A 19,506-nucleotide genomic window follows, 5' to 3' on the forward strand; every position below is an offset into this window, starting at 1 on the left:
CTCCTTCGTCAGAGCGTCTTGCCGTAGGTGAAGTAGGCGTACTCGATCTCGTCGCGTCGGACCGGGCGGCCGAGCTCGGTGGCGGCGAGGTCAGCCTCCATGCTCGCAATGTCGAGCCACTCGGGGTAGCGGGCGGGTGCCCAGCCGTACGTCGGCTCAGACCAGTCGTGCAGTGCGTGCAGCGCCTTGACGACGAACTGGTCCATGATGAGCGCGCCATCCGGCTGCTCGACTCTTGCCGCGTCAGCGACGTAGAGGAACTTGGTGAAGAACGCCGGTCCCAGGTGCTTGATCGATGCCGCACCGCCACGGCTCAGCTCGCGGTAGGCAGCTGAGGGGCCGTCGGCGCCAAGAGCGTCAACAGCCACCGCGAGCCGCTTCTGCAGATCAGCGGAGTCAGTGTCGCGGAAGGTGCGGGCTCGCCGACCGACGAGGAATCCCAGGTTGCCTGTGCCCCAGACATAACCGGCGAGCAGGGCGCGTGACTCCCAGCCGTCGGTTCCGTCGGCCATGGCCAGCATCTTGCCCCGGGTGATGCGGTGGTACCCGCGACGGTCCGGGTCCGCAGGGAGATCGTCGAGCCATCGGGACACGGACACCTCGTCGACGCGGCTCGTCCACCAGGCCGGGCGGAACTTGAAGCCCTGGCTCAGCAGCCTTTCTGTCCCCGGCAGCAGGCCAAGGATCGTCCGTCCACCCGCGAGCTCTCCCATCAGTTCTCCCGCTCGGCGAGGCGGCGCACGAACTCGGCGTAGGCCTGGCGCATGTGGGCCTCGCGGTCGAGGGTCTCGAACGGGAGCTCGTAGAGGTAGTCGACGCCGCTGCCCGGGTGGGTCGAGTTGAGCTCCTCGTCCGTGTAGCGGCCATCGTTGCCACCCCGCTTGCGCCAGAGCGTCAGGACGCTGTTGGGCACGATGCGGCCGTTGGCGTCGAAGTGGTCGCGATTGCGGTCGTAGCCGTAGAGCACCGGGAACTGCGTGCGGTAGATCGTGCAGAGCTCGTCCGCCGTGAGGCCCAGGGACAGGGCGACCAGTGCGTCGATCTCCAGGAGTGCCTGACGGCGGTCCTCCGCACGACGTAGCGGCGTCTCGGGCGTCCAGACCGGCTCCACGTCGCCGAGGTCCACGAAACCGGAGCGCTCGGGCAGCCCGGTCCAGGAGTCGTCGGTGAACGCGGGATCGAAGCAGTCGGCCCAGAGGCCGGCGTAGGCGTCGGTCACACAGTTCAGGCGGAGGACCCGCAGCAGAAGTTCGGCATCCAAGGGGCCGCGGGGCAGAGGCAGTCGCGACACAGTAGTCGCCGAGATGGTGGACTTCGGTGCGACTCGTACCGAGAAATCGCACACCAGAGACGACATCAAAGCAGCAGCCAATGCGAGATCACGAGCTGCTCGCGAAGTTGCAGCCATGGACGAAACTCCATGGATATGGGCTGGCCCTGGGGGAATCAAGACTGGCGTGGTCGTGCGCTCACTGACGTTGTTCGCCATGTTTCGCCAGGCGAGGCGGTAGAAGCCTCGGGCCGAGACCGATTCCGTACGGATGCGAGTGCCGTCGGCGTCGGTGCGATGCTCGACGTTGCGCACGTATTGCGGGTCGACGGTGGGCACGGCGGCGAGGGCGGAACCGTCCAGCGCCTCGCGCACCTCGCGGGTCCAGTGCGTGTACGCCGCGTCGTACGCCGCGCGGCTCCCCCGCGGCTTGTACGACGTAGGGGGAATGGTTTCGGGCGCAATCTCCTCCAGGTCAACGGCGGACCAATCGAGGTTGTGGAGCATCGTTGCGTTCGGCGTCTTGTAGGCAGGATTCGCTACGTGCAGGTGGGGTCCCTGAAGAATCACACTGGCCCATGAATCGGCAGGGCCCCATTCTTTCGCAAAAAAACCGTTCTTGAAGTCGGTTGTCTCGTTCCACCCCTGGGAGAACTGCAACCCAAGTGATTCGATGCGCGGCGCTGCGGCGATCTTGTCGAGCACGGCGGCCGTCGATCGGTTCACTGCATAGACCATCCGGCTCTGACGTACTGGAACCGTGTCGTTTTCCAATACCGCGTGCCAGGTACCAAGAACCGAGTCGTCGACAACGATCCTGCGCCCTTCGTGAGGACGAAGGTCCCAGTTGCCGTCCGGGTCCTTCAGTCCGGGCTCCGCACCCGAACCGTCGTGTGCAAGTGAACGCAGCGCAGTGTCCGGGTGGTAGAGCGAAGCGGCCTGCATGAACTTTGGCGAACGCGCGGAGCCGTAGACGTGCACTCCGTAGCTTACGAGGTGGTGAACCTCGAACAAGGTTAGCTCGTTTATGAACTGCCAGTGCCGACGCAGCCGTTCGTAGGTCGCAGCACGCAACGGTCCCGCCTTCTCGTCGGTGAAGTGGGTCTCCGGGTGAATCAGGCCGATTGAGCCCACAACCGAGCTGTGCCGCCACGTCTGCTCCATGAAGCAGCGATAGAGGTCCGGCCGCAGGCCGTCGAGGTGCGGATACTCCGCGGTGCTCGACACCGCCTCGCGGGTCGAGATCGTCGACGTGAGCGTATCGAGGTAGAAGGCCTTCGCCTCGGGGTTCGCGAACGTTCGCTCCCGGAGCTCTATCGCCCGCGTGGTAGCGAGTTTGCCCTCCAGCGCGAACCCGATCTCGTACTCCGCGAGCGCCGACGCCTCGTCGAAGTCAGGCCGCACCCACGGCGGGTTCCCTACCTGCAGGTCGAACCCACCCCTGCCCGCGAACACCGGAGCGAAGTCGAGCTCCCAGTGGAAGAACCCCTGCTGCGTGGCGACCTTCTCGCAAACGTCAAGCCACGGGTGCTCCGCGAGCACCTTCGCGGGGTCGAGCGCCTGCGCGAAGCCCAGGTCGAGCTCCTCGGCGGTGTTGAGCTCGTCCCAGTCGGCCACGTCGGAGAACGTCTGGTCGCCACCGCGCCAGCGCTTGCCCGAGCCCGTGCTCGCTGCCGAGACGGTCACGCCGACGAGCTTCTGCAGCGCGTCGATCCATTCGCCGAGCGACGGCGGATCGATCCGAACCCGACGGGGCTCCCCGCGGTCCGGCACCTCGGCACCCGCTCCTTCGGTGTCCACCGCCTCGATGCGCGTGGTCAGCTCGTCCGTGAGCGGCCAGAACCACAGCGCGCACCAGGCGTCCATGATGCGGCGCAGGCGCTGGTACGCGCCGCGCGCGTCATCGAGGCTCGCCTCGATCTGCTCGCGGGTCACGGCCCCACCGGCAGGGAGGTCGTCGGCACCCCAGACGTCGACCTGCCGGCGGATCTCGGACTCCGCGATCGTGAGCCGGCGCAGCGCGATGTCCCAGAGCTGCTCGACGCGCAGCGCGATGTCGTTGAGCGTCTTGGCCTGCGCGGCCGTCGGGCGCACGAGCACGCTCTTGCGCCACGCCTTGAGCCGGGCCAGCGCCTCGGGCGCGAGCTCCTTGGCTTCCTTCGCCTCGACGGCCGACCCCCAGCCCTCGGCGGGCAGCAGGAAGTGGTGGATGCCGCCGTCGACCCCTGATTCCGCGCCGCCCCCAGACTCAGGCGCCCCCGGCAGGAGCGAGACGTCCCGCGGGATCGCTTTGAGCCAGTCCTTCTTGGTCACCTGGTCGCGGCGGAACACCGCGCGCCTGGCCCCGATGAGCGAGTTGCCGCGCTTGAGGTGCAGTCCGAACCACGGTGCGCTCAGGCCCTCGCCCATGGTGTCGAGCCACAGGGAGATCTCCGCGAGCTCGACCGCGGTCGCGTTGAGGTCGACCCCGTACACCTGGTGCAGGGCGATGTACGCCTTGACCTTCTGGAGCTCGGCCGCGTACCTGTCCGGGTCGATCGACTCACCGCGCTCCGCCTGGGCGCGCTTAAGGTACTCGGCGGCGAGCTGGCGCACCGCCTCGATCGCGAACGCACCCGACCCGAGGGCCGGCTCGCACACGGTCAGATCGAGGATCTCCCGGGCGGACGTCGTCCGATGCACGCCGTCCGGGCCCTCCTGGTCGAGCAGCTCCTCCAACGCCTGCGACACCGTGAACCGGGTCAGCACCTCGGGCGTGTAGTACGACGCCGACTGCTGCCGCTCCCGGCCTGCGAGGCGGAACACGAACGTGCCCTGCTCGTGGACTACCGGCTTGAGCTCGCCCGTGACGGGGTCCGGCGTCTTGACGAAGTCCTTGACCGCGATGGACTGGGACCTCACGACCGGGACCACCCACGAGCCCTTCTCGGAGTTCCCGTCCTTGGCGACCTCGTGCAGGTCCTCAGTGGCGAAGAAGCCCGTGTAGCTCATGAGGCCCTCGTACACGGCTCCGAGCTGGTTGATGCCGAGCTCGGCGTACGAGATGAACCCGCGGTCCTTGCCCTTCGACTCCTTGCTCAGCAGCAGGTGCCGCAGCACCTGCTGCAGAGCCGCGTTACCCAGCCCGACGGCGTCGATGTGGGCGGTGGCCTTCGGCAGGAACAGGTCGGCCTTGAGCGGCTGGAACGTCAGGCCGTCCGCGCCGTCGTCGACGCGCTGCACCTCGCCGTCGACCCGCTCGCCTCGTGAGGCGCCCGCAGCGCCGTCGTGCCCCTCGTCGACGAGCGCGAACAGCGTGCCCAGCGACTGGTACAGGTGCGTGCCGTGCTCGGAGCGCGGCCCGGCGATCTCCACGAGCGTCAGCTCGCGCAGTCGGTCGAGGCTGTACCCCTGCTCGTACGTCGGGTCGCCGACGGGCAGCACGCCGAGCTCCGGCGAGGCCTCCGCGAACAGCAGGAAGAGGATGCGGTAGAGGTAGCGCAGCGCGTGCCGCGCGAGCTCCTGCGCCTCCGCCTGCGGCAGCGGCTCCAGCCCCTGCGCGGCGCGGCGCCGCACCACCTCGTTGGCGATGATCTCGATGGACAGCCGCACACCCTCGCGCAGGTCCTTCGACACCCCGACGGTGTGCTTCACCGACTCGTCGAGGACGCCCGGCCACCAGAGGTTGCCCTCCGGGTCCGGGGCGAGCGACGCCGCCTCGACGCACGTCAGCGCGGTGTCCGTCTCGCCGCCGCGCTTGTCGTCCGCGCGCTCGGCCACGAGCTGGAGGTCGACGGCGAGGTACCGGCCCTCGGCCCAGCGGGTCTTCTCCGCGACGAGCATCCACCCACCCGCCAGCACGAGCGCGAACTCCGGGGCGTCGTCCTGCACGAACAGGTAGGACAGCAGCCGCGCCACCGAGTGGATCTGGGTCTTCTCGTCGACGTCGTACGGCTCCAGCAGCGTCCGGTCGCGGCGGGCCGGCTTGGCGGGGTCACCCTTGACCAGCAGCGACTCGACGTCCTTGACCGCGACCGCCTCGACGATCACGAGGGGCGCGGCGGCCTCCAGGCCGGTCGCGTGGATCCACTCGACCGGCCCGACGCGCTTGGACTGCAGCGCGACCGTCGAGTACCCGAGCACGTCGCGCAGCTCGGCGTAGAGATCGGGCAGCACGGCGAACCGGCCGCCCGCTTCGCCGAGGCCCGCCAGAGTGGACAGCAGGTTCGCGCGCGCGCCCATGAAGCGGGCGCGCGTCGTCTGCTCACCCTCCTTCGCGGCGTCGTCCCACGCCTTGCGGCGCTCCAGCACCTGCGAGCGGAACGATTGCTTGCCGTCCGTGCCGAAGTAGTGCTCGCTGATCCAGTCCTCGCCGACGACGATCGCGTCGCTCGCGGCCATCAGTGGTTCTCCTCGATGTGGTGCGGGACGACGACGAGCAGCGGCCTCAGCAGCGTTCGCTGCGGCGCCATCTCGCGCGCCAGGCGCGACTCCTCGTCGATGTCCGACTGGTGGTTCGTGATGCCCGCCTTGGCCGCTGCGGCCTCGCGGCTCATGAGCGCGGAAGCCTCCATGCGCCAGTGCTGACTGCGCCTCAGCCACGCCTCGACGCGCTGCTGGGTCTCGGCCTCGATCGACGCGATCTGGTCGCCGACGGCGACCTCCGCCGACCGGACCGCCTGCCGGACGAACGGCTGGAACGACTCGGCGCCGTCGATCGCCCCGGTGTTGGTGACACTGACACCCAGGTGCGCGACGGCGTCGGGCGCGGACCCGTGCTTGGTCACCAGGCCGAACGACGGGCTGTCCGGGTTGGGGAACGCCACCGTCTGGTACGACGTCGCGACGACTTGCCCCCGCGCGTTGTACAGCGCGGCTTGCACCAGGACTGTCAGGTCCTCGACGTCGCCGCGCACGGCGAACACCTGGTTGCGGCCCAGCGACGCGAGCGCCCGGTCGGACGCCCAGTCGACGATCGGGTGCAGCGGGCCGAGGAAGTGCGCCTCCGGCCAGGTGGACCGGGACTCCGCGCTCTTGGCGTTCGTCAGCTCCTGCTTGCCCTGCGCGAGCGACGTCGCCAGGCGCAGCGTCTCGGTGACGTGCCGGTCGGCGAGGTACGACTGCGGCAGGACCTCCAGGCGCTGCTGCAGGTCGCGCGGCGGCTTGAGCGACGCGATCGACTGGTGCGGGAACGTCTTCCACGCGACACCGTTCGTCGGCTCCTGGCCGGGCGTCGTGTAGATCTGGGTGAGCGCGTCCTCCAGGAACGTCAGCTCGTCGTCGTAGACGCCGGTGCGACCGCCGGTCTCCGGGGTCGTCGGTGGCTGCGCCGGGGTGGCGGGGCTTGCGCTGCCGAGGTTCATCATGCGCGCCAGGAGGCCGGCGGGGCCGTCGTCGGAGACGATCTCCTCGACCTCCTTGACCACGCTCTCCAGCGGCTTCGCCTGCCGGAGCACGTCCGCGATCGCGCGCTCTTCGGCTTTGACCGAGTACTCGCCCATGAGCGACGCCGTGTCTCCGAGCGCGGTGTGCGCGTGGTGCTCGCGGTCCACCAGGCGCGTCAGGACGCGGATGTCGCCGCCGAACCGGGTCGTCGTCTGCGGGTCCAGGAGCAGCGTGGTGATCTGCGGTGGATGCTTCTGGCCGTACCGGTCGATGCGGCCGTTGCGCTGCTCGATGCGGATCAGCGACCACGGGATGTCGTAGTGCACCAGGTGGTGGCAGTGGCTGTGCAGGTTCACGCCCTCGGACGCAACGTCGCCCGTCACCAGCACGCGAATGGGGGAGGACGCCAGCTTGAACGACTCGACGATCTCCTGCTGGTCGACGTCGGACAGGCCACCGTGCAGCACGACGACGTTCTCGTCGGTCAGGCCGAGGTCCTTCACGAGCTTCGCCCGCAGCCAGCCCAGCGTGGCCACGCGTTCGGCGAAGACCACCGCACGGGTCTCCGCGCCCTTGCGGACGCCGATGCCGCGCAGGTGGGCGAGCAGAGCCCCGTACTTCGCCGAGGGCTCGGACTTCGACCGCACGGCGAGCTCGTGCAGGCGCGTCAACGCGGCACGCTCGTCGGCGCGGGAGCCGGTGCTCGCCGATGCCCTGCGTACGGGGGAGGCGGGATCGGGTGACCCGATGCCGGGAAGGTGCGCGTCGCCGTCGGGCACCTGCTCGGCGCTGTCGGGTGCGACGAGCGAGTCCTCGTCGTCGGACTCCTCGCGGCCACCTTCGAGGACGCGGAGCCGCTTGCGCACCGACTCCTCCAGGGCTGCGGGGGAGGAGAGGAACGCCTTGGCGAGCGTCCACGGGAACAGCGTCGCGCCACCCTTGCCTGAGTACGGGCTGGCGCCACCCGCCGGCCAGAGCCACGTGCGCTCCAGCTCGACCGCAATCTCCTCCTCGATCGGCGACGGCTCGACGAGCGTGTTCTGCGGCTCCTCGCGCTCCGCCCAGTCCGCGCCCACGACCGACGCGACCTCGGGGGAGTGGCGGTGGCGGCGCACGATGAGCCGGTCCACCTGCTTCTCGTCGAGCTCGACGCCGTCCGGCTTCACCGCCGACGGCTCGAGCATGCGGATCAGCGCGGCGAACGACTTCGGGTCGCCGTTGTGCGGGGTCGCGCTCGCCAGGACCATGGCGTCGGTCTGGCGGGAGAGCATCGTCGCGAGGCGGAAGTTCTGCGTCGAGGAGTTCGTGACGTTGTGCGACTCGTCGATGACGACGGCGTCCCACCGGTGCTTGCGCAGGTGCGCCACGTACTTGTCGGACTTCAGCGTGTCGATCGAGATGATGACCCGCTTGAAGTACGCGAACGGGTTGCGGTTCGCCGGCAGCTTCTGACGGATGCGCTGGATCCCGGTGCTGTCGAGGCGGACGAACGGCAGTGCGAAGCGCGTCCACAGCTCGAACTGCATCTGCTCCAGCACGTGCTTGGGGGTGACGACGAGGATGCGCTCGCCGCGGCCTCGCCGGGCGAGCTCCGAGAGGATCATGCCGATCTCGAGCGTCTTGCCCAGACCCACCGCGTCGGCCAGCAGGATGCGCGGGCGCAGGTTGTCCGGGTCCAGCGCCTTGCGCACCGCGGCGAACTGGTACGGCAGCGGGTCCGCGAGGGCGCGGTGGGCGGTGGTGAGCGAGTCCTCGGCGATCGGGACCGGCGTCTTGCGCAGCATCGCCTCGAGCCACAGCCGCGACTCGCGGTACCGGGGGGAACCGTCCGCCACGACGGTCGTCTCCGCCGGGTCCGCGACCACGACGTCGTCGATCGCCGTCGAGAAGATGGCCTCTGTGTCGCGGACGAGCTCCGAGAGCCCGACGACGTGGACGAAGTGACCGTCCGTCGTCGGCTCCACCTGCGTGACGAGCCACTCCTCGTCACGGACGACCACCGTCGAACCTGGAGCGGCGGCGAAATCGGTGGTCCGTGACTCGGTCGGTGCTGCCACGCTCAGTCCTTCGGTCGCGCTCGGTCTCGGTGCACCGTCTGTGGTGCGGTCGCTCGTGGCCGACGACACTGCGGCAGCCAGGAACCACCCCGAGGATATCCGTGGTTCAGCACGGTATGTCCCTCCTGCGGGTGAAGTTTCCCCTCCTTCATCGCAGGACACAGGGGCGAACCGGCGGAGAGCAATTTCACCCGGCGACGGTTGCCGGAGGACATCGGAAGCGGCCTTTCTGTCGGTTCTGCGCGTTACAGTCGCTTCGATCACCGGCGAGGTTCACCGGACACATGATCGTGAGACGAGCAGGAGCCTCGAGTGACGGACGTGCTGGACAGCGACCAACCCTGGTCCGAGGCAGATCCCACGGACGTTCACGTCCAGTTGCAGACCCTAGTCAGCGAGGAATGGTCCTGGGCTTCGTCGCTCGCTAGGATCCCGCAGATCACCGAAGTCACGCTGACCGTCTCCGCGCCGCTCTCCGACGCGCGTGTCGAGGTCGCACTCGTCGACGGCGAGTTGCGCTACGGATCGACCGTCGTGCACGACGGACCGGTGCGCACCCCAACTCTGCACCTCGGTAGCGTCCACGTGCCGCTCTCTGCCACGGTCATGGCGACGATCGACGAGCGTCGGACGGCCGAGTGCGTGGTGACTGTGTCCGCGCGGGGAACCGTCCTCGCGCAGAAGGCGACCGCGGTGGACGTGCAGCCACGCGATCTGTGGAACTGGCAGGGCGACCCACGCCGAACGCCCTCCCACCGGGCCGCCCTCCAGCGACGTGTGAACGAACTAGAGGCACATGCTCAACCGTCCGGACTCTCGGGGCCCGGCACGGAGGTGGCACGCCTGAGGCGTCTTCTACGCGACGGTTCCGGGGGCGGCCTCGCCCGGGCACTTCTAGCCTCCTTCGTGCGGCCCAACCACCCCGAAGTCGCGGCGATTGCACGAGAAGCCGCGGACGTGCTCGGCGCGAAGACTGGAGACCCCGGCTTCAAGGCGTTTCAGGCAAAGGATCCCGGGCTCGCGGCGAAGCGGGTCGACGACACGGTGATCGCGGTCTACGAGGCGCTCCGGGCGCGGAAGATCGCCTACTCCGAGCCTCCACCTGGATGGGACTACACCAAGGCCGGGCAGCGGGTGCGTGACCACGGCGATGTCGCGCGCGGTGGGCTCGGTACATGCATGGACACCACGGTGCTCATGGCTGCGGTACTCGAGCACGTCGGACTGCTGCCCGTGCTCGTGCTGATCCCGGAACACATCTTCGTCGGTTACTGGCGCAGGGATCCCGGACAGGGGACACACCAGGACTGGTACCCCGGCCGGCCTACCTATTTCGACGTGGCTGGCATCAGCAGCCTTGTCGAATCGGGGCTGCTCGGCGTCATCGAGACCACGACGTTCACCCTTGGGAAGGCGGTCTCACCCCGAGATGCAGGTCTCGTCGCCCGTGGAACGAACCTCAGTGACGGGCGCACCGCCGGCAGTCTGGCCCTGATCGACGTCGCAGCGGCTCGTAAGGACGGTGTTCGGCCGCTGCCTGCCGTCAGCGCGCGGTCGGACGGTGTCGTGGAGGTCATCGAGTACCAAGCAGGCGAACGTCCAGCAGTGCTGCGGGAGGAAGACTCCGCCAACGGCGTCACGCCTGGCCCTCGGCATGTCGACCACCACCCGACGAGGTTCCGCACATGGAAGTCGTCGTTGTTCAGCCTGAACGCTCGTAACGCGCTGCTGAACCTTGGCCATGGACCGACCGTCCAGCCGTTCGTGCTTCCCGGAACGGCGCTCGGCGAACTGGAGGATCGCCTGAATCAGGATGTCGAGTTCAACCTCGTGCACGGCAGCGAGGTCTCCGAAGTCGACCGGGCTCAGGAGTTCCGGAACGCCCTCGAGCTCGAGCCGGAGCAGCTCCTTCGACGGTTCCAGGACCGCTCGCTCTACGTTCAACGGATTAGCCGCGCGAAGTCCACCCCGGGCGCCGTGACGAGGACAAAGTTCGTCTCAGAGCTCCGGACGATGGCCCGTCGTGCAAAGGAGGCGCGGGACGAGAAGGGGATGAACCCGCTCTTCCTGTGCCTCGGCCTTGTCCAGTGGTCCCACAAGGGGCAGGCGATGGCTGAGGCTCCGCTGATCCTCGTTCCTGTGCATCTCGCCGAACGCCGCGTCAGGGGACGGTTCTCGCTTGCGCTGGACACCTCCTCGCAGACCACGCCCAACGCTGCCCTGATCGAGTGGCTGCGGAGCGAGCACGAGCTGGTGATTCCCGAGCTGGCCGAGCCAGCCGCCGACCGCGCCGGGATTGACGTGGATGCGGTGCTCTCGGCGGTCGGTGCTGCCGTCGCCTCGCGCGGGCTCCCGTTCACCGTGGCGGCGGAGGCGCGGCTCGCTGTCCTCGACCTGACCGCCTTCCGGATGTGGAGCGACCTCAACCAGCACGGCGACTCCTTCCTGGAGCAGCCTCTCGTCAAGCACCTGGTGCACACGCCGGCCGATCACTTCGTCGACCCGGCGGTCGTGGGTGACGGCATGGTCGATCCTGCAGCGCTGGACGATCTGCAGACCCCGATCCCTGCGGACGCCACCCAGAAGCTCGCCGTCCTCTGGGCGAAAGAGGGGCGCACGTTCGTCCTCCAGGGCCCACCCGGCACGGGCAAGTCCCAGACGATCACCAACATGGTGGCCGAGTGTGTGCAGGCTGGGCAGAAGGTCCTGTTCGTCGCGGAGAAGGGCACGGCGCTCGCCGTCGTGCAACGCCGGCTCGAGGCCATCGGGATGTCGCCCTTCACGCTCAACCTTCACCACGAGGGGTCGAGCTCGGCCGTCGTGCGGGACCATCTGAAGCGCTCCCTGAGCACGCGGGTGACGCCCGATCCCGTCGCGATGGAGAACGCCCAGCGGCGGCTCAAGAGCTCGCGCTACGAGCTCGGGCAGTACCCGACCCGGCTGCACCGGGAGAACCCCGTCGGCCTGTCGGCCTACGGCGCGCACGACAGGCTTCTCGTCCTCGGCGAAGGCCCTGTCGTCGAAGTGCAGCCCGAGGTCGTCGCGCACCGTCCGGACCTCGTGGACCAGGTGAGGGAGGCGTTCTCGCGGCTGCCGCAGCTCGCCGCCACCGCTGACGTGCGCCACGGCCACCCGTGGCGGTTCGTCGGGCGCGCTCCGGCCGGATCTCGTGACGTCACGGCGGCAGCGACGGCGACTGTGAAGGGGATCCTCGACGGTCTGGTGTGGATCGACTCACTGACCGGGCCGCTGCGCACCGCGCTCGACACGGCGACCACCCCCGGACCGCTCCGGCTCCTCGTGCTCGCCGCTGACCCCCTCCTTCCGCGTGGCCACGAGCTCGACGGCCTGTTGCAAGCCTCCTGGCCCGAAACCGCCCGACAGAATCTCGAAGCCTGCGAGCGAGCGGTTGCCGAGCGGCGGACGTATCTCGGAGGTTTTCACCCGGACGTTCTCCTGCTCGACCTGAGGCAGATCGGGGCCGCCTTCGAGTCTGCGACGGCGTCGGGGGCCCTCGGTCGCGCGAAGCGGCAGACCGCAGCGCTCGAGCCGCTTCGGGCCTACCTTCCGGCCGGGGTGACGCTCGCTCCCGGGGACGCCCGAGCCGCGCTCGGCGCACTGATCGCAGCCCAGGACACCGGACGCTGGTGCGTGGAGACTCTCGCACGGACGCCGGGGCTCGCGCCGGGTCAGTGGATCAACGTATTCGCCGATGGCGTGCTCGACGGCGCACGACGTCGGCTCGACGATCTCCGCAGCGCGACAGAGCCGCTCCGTGAGGACTCCTCGTGGGGCCGGACGGTTCGCGAGCTTGCCGTCGCCGGGATCGGCCTCCACCTGGCGCCCCTGCGCGCGTACGCGGACGCGTGGACGAGCGCGTTCGAGGTCCTCGGTGCGACGCCCGCCGACCTGGAGGTGTGGCGGGACGGGATCAGCCTGGCGGCTGCCGCCCGACGCCATGCTGCCGTCTGGCAGGGCCAGATCGACCACGAGCGTCTTCTCCCGCTCCAGCGGTGGACAGATCTCGTCGGCTCTCTCCAGCCACTCGTCGACGCGGGGATGGGCGCAGTGCGGGCTCAGATCCTCGACGGAAGCCTCCCGGCAGACGAAGTGGACGAGGCCTTCGAACGCGGGCTCGCTCGGGCGTCGCAGATCGAGCGTCTGCGCACCGAAGGACTCGACCGCTTCGACTCGGAGGCACACGACCGGCGCGTCGTCGCCTATGCGCAGGCGGAGACCGAGGCGAGACGGCAATGGGTGACGAGCGGCCCCGCCGCACTCCTCGAACGGCGGGGCGGGAAAGGCCTCGGTGCGCGCACCGGCGGGCTCGCGCGCGAGCTGGAGAAGACGCGCGGGCGGTTGGGTACGCGCGCGATCCTCAAGCGCTATGGCAGCGCCGTCCAGGAACTGACGCCGCTCGTCCTGGCCAGCCCGTCGTCGGCCGTCGACCTCATCGCACCGGGCGTCATGGAGTTCGACCTCGTGATCTTCGACGAAGCGTCCCAGATCACCGTTCCTGAGGCCGTGGGGGCGATCGGACGCGCCCGCGCCGTCGTCGTCGTGGGGGACAGCAAGCAGATGCCCCCGACCAGGAAGGTCGGGACGCAACCCGCCACGGAGGAGGAGATCGAGGATCCCGAGCTCGAGATCATCGAGGACCAGGAGTCGATCCTCAGCGAGTGCGAGCTCGCACGAGTGCCGACGCTGCGGCTCTCCTGGCACTACCGCAGCCAGGACGAAGCGCTCATCGCGTTCAGCAACGGCGCATACTACGACGGCGACCTCAGCAGCTTCCCGGCGCCGACGCTGCTCTCGGCAGCGACCGGGGTGGAGCTCGTCCGGGTGGACGGGTCGTTCATCCGCGCCGGGAGCAGCGAGAAGCGCGAGCTCGGAACCACCGAGAAGATCGTCGCCGGCAGGGGAACCAACGCCGACGAGGCTCTCGCCGTCGTGGACACCGTCCGAGCACTTCTCGCCGTTCCGAACCCGCCCACGATCGGCATCGTGACCTTCAACGAGCAGCAGCGTCAGCTCATCGAGGAGCTGCTCAAGGACACGAGCGACCCGGCGGTCCAGGCGGCATGCAACGAATCGGCGATGGGCCCGTCGGACGTGCTCTTCGTCAAGGCGCTGGAGCAGGTCCAGGGTGACGAGCGCGACGTCGTGCTCTTCTCCATCGCGTTCTCCAAGCAGGCGAACGGCAAGATCCCCCTCAACTTCGGGCCGTTGTCGAACCTCGGTGGTGAGCGACGGCTCAACGTCGCCGTAACGCGGGCGCGGCGCAAGAACATCGTGTACTGCAGCTTCGACCCCGACGAGCTCGACGCGGACAGTGCCACCTACAAGGGCGTCAAGGACCTCAAGAAGTTCCTGCTCTTCGCCCGGGACGCAAACGATCGCGCCGACGTCAGCATCGGGCTCGACCGTACGGCCGTGCGAGACCGGCACCGCGACGACGTCGCCGCAGCGCTCCGAGAGGCCGGGTTGCACGTCCTCACCGACGTCGGGCTCTCCGACTTCCGGCTGGACCTCGTCCTCGCCCGACCGGACCGTCCGGATCGGCTGCTCCTGCCCGTGCTGCTCGACGGGGAGAGCTGGAGGTCACGCGGAACGGTCTCCGACCGGGATGTCCTCCCCGTCGAGGTCCTGCGGAATCTCATGCGCTGGCCCGCCGTCGCACGGATCTGGTGGCCGATGTGGCTGCAGAACCGCCAAGAGGTCGTCGATCGGATCCTCGCCGAGGTCGACAAGGCGGACCTTGCGCTCGCCACGAGCGAGGAGATCACGGAAGAGTGCGAGCGTCGCGACGGGTTCCCCGCTGCATCGGTCTCGTCGACGGTCCGAGCGACCGAGGAACGCGATGAGTTCACCTACGGCCAGGTCCACAGCCTGTTCGGCGCCACGCCCGATCTCTTCGAGGCGCCTGACGAGCTGCCCGACAACCGGCCTGACGGCACCGCAGGCATCGGCGATCGGTTGGTCAGCCCGGTCACCGTTGTCTCGTCGGCGGGTGACGGCGTGAACACGGCAATGCCCGGAGCTCCCGAACGGGCCATCTCCGCGCCAGCGACAGCCCAGGTCAGCGTCTTCGTGCCCGCCCACACCGAGGTTGTGGGCAGCCGCGACGTGCTCGATGCCCTGCCCGACCGTGCTGCGGCGGTCGCCGTTCGAGCACAGATCATGGACGTCATCATGGTCGAAGGGCCGGTGGCGCTCGACCGCCTGGTGCGTATCGTCGGACGACGGTTCGGCCTCACCGCGGTCCGGGCGTCGCGAGCGGTCGACATCGCCAAGCTGGTTCCGCGTGCTCAGATCCGCAAGAGCGCGCTAGGTGTCTACGCCTGGCCGGTCGATGTCGAGCCTGACTCGTGGACGGTCTTTCGAAGGTCTGACGCGGATGCCACCCGTCGGTTCGATGAAATTCCACCCGAGGAGATCGCCAACGCCATGCACGCCCTCGTCGACGCCGATCCAGCGCTCAACGATGAGGAGGTCCTCCGACAGACCGCCGCCGTCTTCGGACTCTCACGACTTAGCGCCAGCGCACGGGGGAGGCTCGAAGCTGTCGCTGGACATCTCTGAGCAGGCGCCACGCCCGAGAGCAGGCACGGACCCGTGGTGTACCGCCGGACGCCTGCGTTTCAGCGGTGCGGCGAAGGTCCCAGCTGCGGCAGTCGATCGCCCGGGCCGTTCAACTGAGGACTGTCGGGTGGAAGTAGTCGTAGAGAGCGGACTCGATTGGTGAATTGAATCGCAGAACCATGCGTACGACGGGCAGGCCCGCACCCGTTGAGCTGGGCATCGTTGTCTCCTCCGCATCGTGAGAAGTTGCCTGACCAAGGAAGTAGAAATCAGTGCCTTCTGCATCGTCCTTCTTGACGAAGACGTAGATCCCCACGTCGTTGGAGACGATCGGCCTGACTTCGCTGCTCGACAGGGTGCGGCGGCTCCGCGTGTACCAGAGCATCGATGACGGGTCGAGCAGCGTGTCCTCGTACGCGGTGCTGGCAGAGACTTCGTTGGACTTATGCAGCGTTACGAAAATTGGGCATGCAGGTGCCGGCCCGGTAGAGTGGTCAACCTTGTAGCCGTAGACGGTCGAGGCCCACTTGCGTGGCCAGCAGAGAAGGCGTAAAACCTCCTTGCGTGAATACTGTCGTCCTGGAGTGAAGGCCGATGACGGGTTGTAGTTCTTGTTCACGAGGGCGAGACCGGTCTCCAGGAGGTCGTCCGCTGCCCTCGAGAAGACTGAGTTCGACCGGTAGGCAGTCGCGACCTCCGGCCTGAGTGCGACCGCGAATTCGCCGTCGCGATCGACGATCCCGCCGCGGTATCGCTTCCAATCAGCTTCAGCGAAGCCGTCCAGCGTGAGCGTGTCGATCGCGCTCTGAACGTGGGCTCTGCTCGCGGGAAGGCCACGGTCGCGGAACATGGACTCTAATCGCGGTAGCGGGACGCGAACGTCGTCGAGCAGCGCTCTGAGCAGGACGAACTCGTGGGCACGCTTGGCGGGAAGCACTTCGTGGGACAACAGCTGGAGAGTGCGGCCTGCCTCCCCAGGCAACTCGACATCGACCTTCAGCGCGCTCTCGACAAGCGCCGGATAGTGTTCCTTCTTCGTCGCGAGCAGCACAGGGTCGACTGACTCGAAGCGGAAGAAGTCCCACAGTTGGGGCACGCCGCCGACCCGGTTGCGCATCGCGACGACGGCAGCCTTGAGACGCGACATGTCGTCGAGCTTGGTATCCCGTATCGAGGAAAGCACCCGTTCCTGAGAAATTTTGTCGAACTGAACGCTCGACAGACCTGGCAGTGCGCCAGCCTCCTCGGCAGCGATGAGGTTCTGCCGCAGTGACTCCTTGTTGAGCGAGTTGTCGCCAAACAGCGCGATGGGGATCAGGAAGTTGTTCGCGTAGTTCCCGATAAAGTCAATGACGACGAGGTAATCCTTCCCGTCGTGCTTGCGCAGGCCACGGCCGAGCTGCTGGACGAAAACGATCGCCGACTGTGTCTGTCGAAGCAAGATGACCTGGTTGATCGAGGGGATATCGACGCCTTCGTTGAAGACGTCGACGGTCAGGATGTAGTCGAGCTCGCCGCGTTCGAGCCTCTCGACGGTCTTCTCGCGGTGCTCGATCGAGTCCTCGCCAGTGAGAGCCGCGGTGCGCAGCGTCCGACCGCGCAGGCTGTTGCCGTTCAGCGCGTCTGAGAGCCGTCGCGCCTCGTCCTTGCGGCTGCAGAAGATCAGCCCTCGCGGGAGGACCCCTCCGTGTCCGTAGGTCTCGATTGCCCAAATTAGGTGCGAGATCCGGTCGGGAGAGATGAGTAGGTTGAGGTCACTCTGTGCATCGACGGTGGAACTGTCGCTAAACGTAACGTCGGTAATCCCGTAGTAGTGGAACGGCGCGAGCATGTCCTCTTCAAGCGCATGGTTGAGCCGGATCTCGTACGGGACGTTGTAATCGAACAGTTCGTAGACGTTGAACCCGTCAGTCCGTTCGGGCGTCGCTGTCATACCGAGCAGGAAAACTGGGTCGAAGTGCGCGATCACGCGCCGGTGCGTTGCAGACCCAGAACGGTGAGCTTCGTCGATGATGACGTAGTCGAATGTGTCGGCAGCGAAATGTGCAAGAACGTCCGGTTGCGAGAGCGTTTGAACTGTGGCGAACAGGTATCGGGCGCCGAAATGCTTTGATGACCCGGTCAGTTTCCCGTAGTCATGCAGCTCTCCACCAAGGACTTTGCTGTACTCCTGGATTGTCCGGTCGAGGATCTGCTCCCGGTGCACGACAAAGAGCAGTCGCCGGGGGTTGACAGATCGGACGTCGAGGGCGGACAGGATGGTCTTTCCCGTACCGGTCGCGGAGATGACGATCGCACGCTTCTCGCCGGACTCCCGGACGAGCGCGAGTGCGTCCAGTGCAGCCCTCTGCATCATGTTTGGCTCGATGCTCGGAGTGCCCGCCTGAACGGCGGGTACGAAGGGCCGCGCCGGGTCACGCAACGTAGGGTTGACTGGAGCCGGAGTAGTCGTTGACACCAGAGACGAGATGTCACGCGGAGCCCGCGGCGGGCGCCCATTCGGCCGCACGTAGCTCTGGGCGTAAAGCTCTATCCACTCGGTCGTGATCGGGAGAGAATCCGCGATCTGGCGCTCGATGAGGTCGCTCACCTGAGCCGCGAGATCGCTATCGGGCGCAGCGGATACCTTGAGATTCCACTCGTGGTTCCTCAGTAGGGCGCTTGGGGTGAGGTTCGAGCTCCCCATCATCGCGGTTACGGCGTTGTCGTGCTCGAAGATGTAGCCCTTCGGATGGAATCCCTCGGCGTTGTGTAGCCGCACATCAATACCGAGGTTCTGCAGGTTGCACAGTTCAGCGAAAGCTTCCGGAGAGTTGAAGCCTAGGTAGTCCGACGTGACGATGCGGCCCACGCCGTCGAACTCCACGAGGTCCTGCTTGAGCAGCGCAATCGCTCCAGGCGACACGAAGGCGACGGAGAAGGTAAACGATGTGCACCTGCGGAGTTCGCTACGGATCGCGCGCAGCACGGTACTGCCGTCGCTGTTCAGCACGATGCGCGGGTTGTGGCTCCGCGGAGCCCCGTGGGTGGAGGTGCTAAGGAACCCGTAATCGACGTCGAGCTTGAACCGCTCGCTCCAGACAAAGTCGGCGGTCACGACGCGTGGTCTCCTTGAATCCTCTCGACAGCCGGCACGTCGGCAGGCGCCCACTCGAGCGCGCCAAGGTCTGCTGGCGGCAGCCACTGGACTGCTGAATGTTCGGAGAGAGTGGGCGTACCGGAGACGAGCTCGCAGTAGAAGGTGGTGAGTGTCACGACCCCAAAGTCGTACGCGTGGCTGGTCGTCTCGACGTGTTCACCGACGCGAACAACGCAGCTGAGCTCCTCGTCGATCTCTCGTTGGAGCGCCTCGCGTGGTGTCTCGCCCGGCTCGATCTTTCCGCCCGGAAACTCCCACATCCCCGCGAGGCTTCCCTTCGCTCCACGTTGCGCGCAAAGAACTAGCCCTTGATCCATGATCACTGCACCGACGACGTCGATCCGCTTCTCTGAAGGCACACGCGGAGCTTCGCACGGACGGCGCCCGTAGCCCAATCGACTGGCCGAAGGATCCGGATGCGCCGACGATCGGCCGCGCGACTTGTCACGCTGCCGCGGGCGGAGTTGCGCCCCGGGTCCGGTCGCGACTCTCAATCCACGCAAGGTTGAGATCCATGGCTGCACAGAGGAAGTACCCGCCCGAGTTGCGGTAGCGGGCGATCCGAATGGCTGTCGATCTGCGACGTGATACGGCGTTGAGGACCTGGGCATTGTGCCGGGTCGCGGAGCAGCTCGGGATCGATGCCGAGACGCTACGGAACTGGGGTGCCCCCAGGCCGAGGTCGATGCGGGCGACCGGCCCGGGACGACCGCCGCGGAGTAGGCGCGGATCAACGAGTTCGAGCGGGCGGTCGGCGATCTGCGGCGGGCAACCAGATCTTGCGGACGGCGTCGGCATCTTTCGCCGCGGCGGAGCTCGATTGCTAGCTCACGTGAGTACGGCCGTGCTGGTCGAGTACATCGATCAGCATCGCGAGAGGTTCGGGGTCGAGCCGATTTGTCGGCTCCTTGCCGGTGCAGGGATGCAGATTGCGCCGAGCGCGTACTACGCGACCAACACGCCTGCGCCGTCGCGCCGGTCGGTGACCGACACGGCCCGACCACGCTGATCGAGCGGGTGCACGCGGATATTTTGGGGTCTACGGCGCCCGCCTGATCGACGCACCCCGATCGGCGGCCCGGGAACCGCGATCC

6 protein-coding genes are annotated in these 19,506 nt (G+C 67.6%); 1 reads left to right on the plus strand and 5 read right to left on the minus strand.

From position 1 onward, the window contains the following. Positions 1-8: 8 nt before the first annotated feature. From ACZCLJ_RS15205 to ACZCLJ_RS15215, 3 genes are read right to left on the minus strand one after another with little or no spacing between them, the layout of a single operon-like run. Positions 9-713: an 8-oxoguanine DNA glycosylase OGG fold protein gene (locus ACZCLJ_RS15205; RefSeq protein ID WP_463104338.1), complete on the minus strand. Its 705-nt coding sequence runs from the start codon at positions 711-713 to the stop codon at positions 9-11. Beyond that, on the minus strand, positions 713-5,650 hold the full coding sequence (locus ACZCLJ_RS15210; RefSeq protein WP_463106414.1) for a class I SAM-dependent DNA methyltransferase: 4,938 nt from the start codon (positions 5,648-5,650) through the stop codon (positions 713-715). The genes ACZCLJ_RS15205 and ACZCLJ_RS15210 overlap by 1 nt, the downstream gene beginning before the upstream one ends. Beyond that, on the minus strand, positions 5,650-8,691 hold the full coding sequence (locus ACZCLJ_RS15215) for an SNF2-related protein (RefSeq protein ID WP_463104339.1): 3,042 nt from the start codon (positions 8,689-8,691) through the stop codon (positions 5,650-5,652). The genes ACZCLJ_RS15210 and ACZCLJ_RS15215 overlap by 1 nt, the downstream gene beginning before the upstream one ends. 312 nt (positions 8,692-9,003) lie before the next feature. On the opposite strand from ACZCLJ_RS15215, the gene ACZCLJ_RS15220 reads away from it, so the two are divergent. After that, a complete protein-coding gene (locus ACZCLJ_RS15220) occupies positions 9,004-15,273 on the plus strand; it encodes a DUF4011 domain-containing protein (protein WP_463104340.1) in 6,270 nt (2,089 codons plus the stop codon). 109 nt (positions 15,274-15,382) lie between these two features. On the opposite strand, the gene ACZCLJ_RS15225 is transcribed toward ACZCLJ_RS15220, so the two are convergent. After that, complete coding sequence (locus ACZCLJ_RS15225; protein WP_463104341.1) at positions 15,383-18,370, minus strand: DUF3427 domain-containing protein; 2,988 nt, start codon at positions 18,368-18,370, stop codon at positions 15,383-15,385. Next, positions 18,367-18,771, minus strand: coding sequence for a (deoxy)nucleoside triphosphate pyrophosphohydrolase (locus ACZCLJ_RS15230; RefSeq protein WP_463104342.1), 405 nt, complete (start codon positions 18,769-18,771; stop codon positions 18,367-18,369). The genes ACZCLJ_RS15225 and ACZCLJ_RS15230 overlap by 4 nt, the downstream gene beginning before the upstream one ends. Positions 18,772-19,506: the final 735 nt, after the last annotated feature.

It is taken from the genome of Cellulosimicrobium sp. So1_17, from assembly GCF_055181235.1.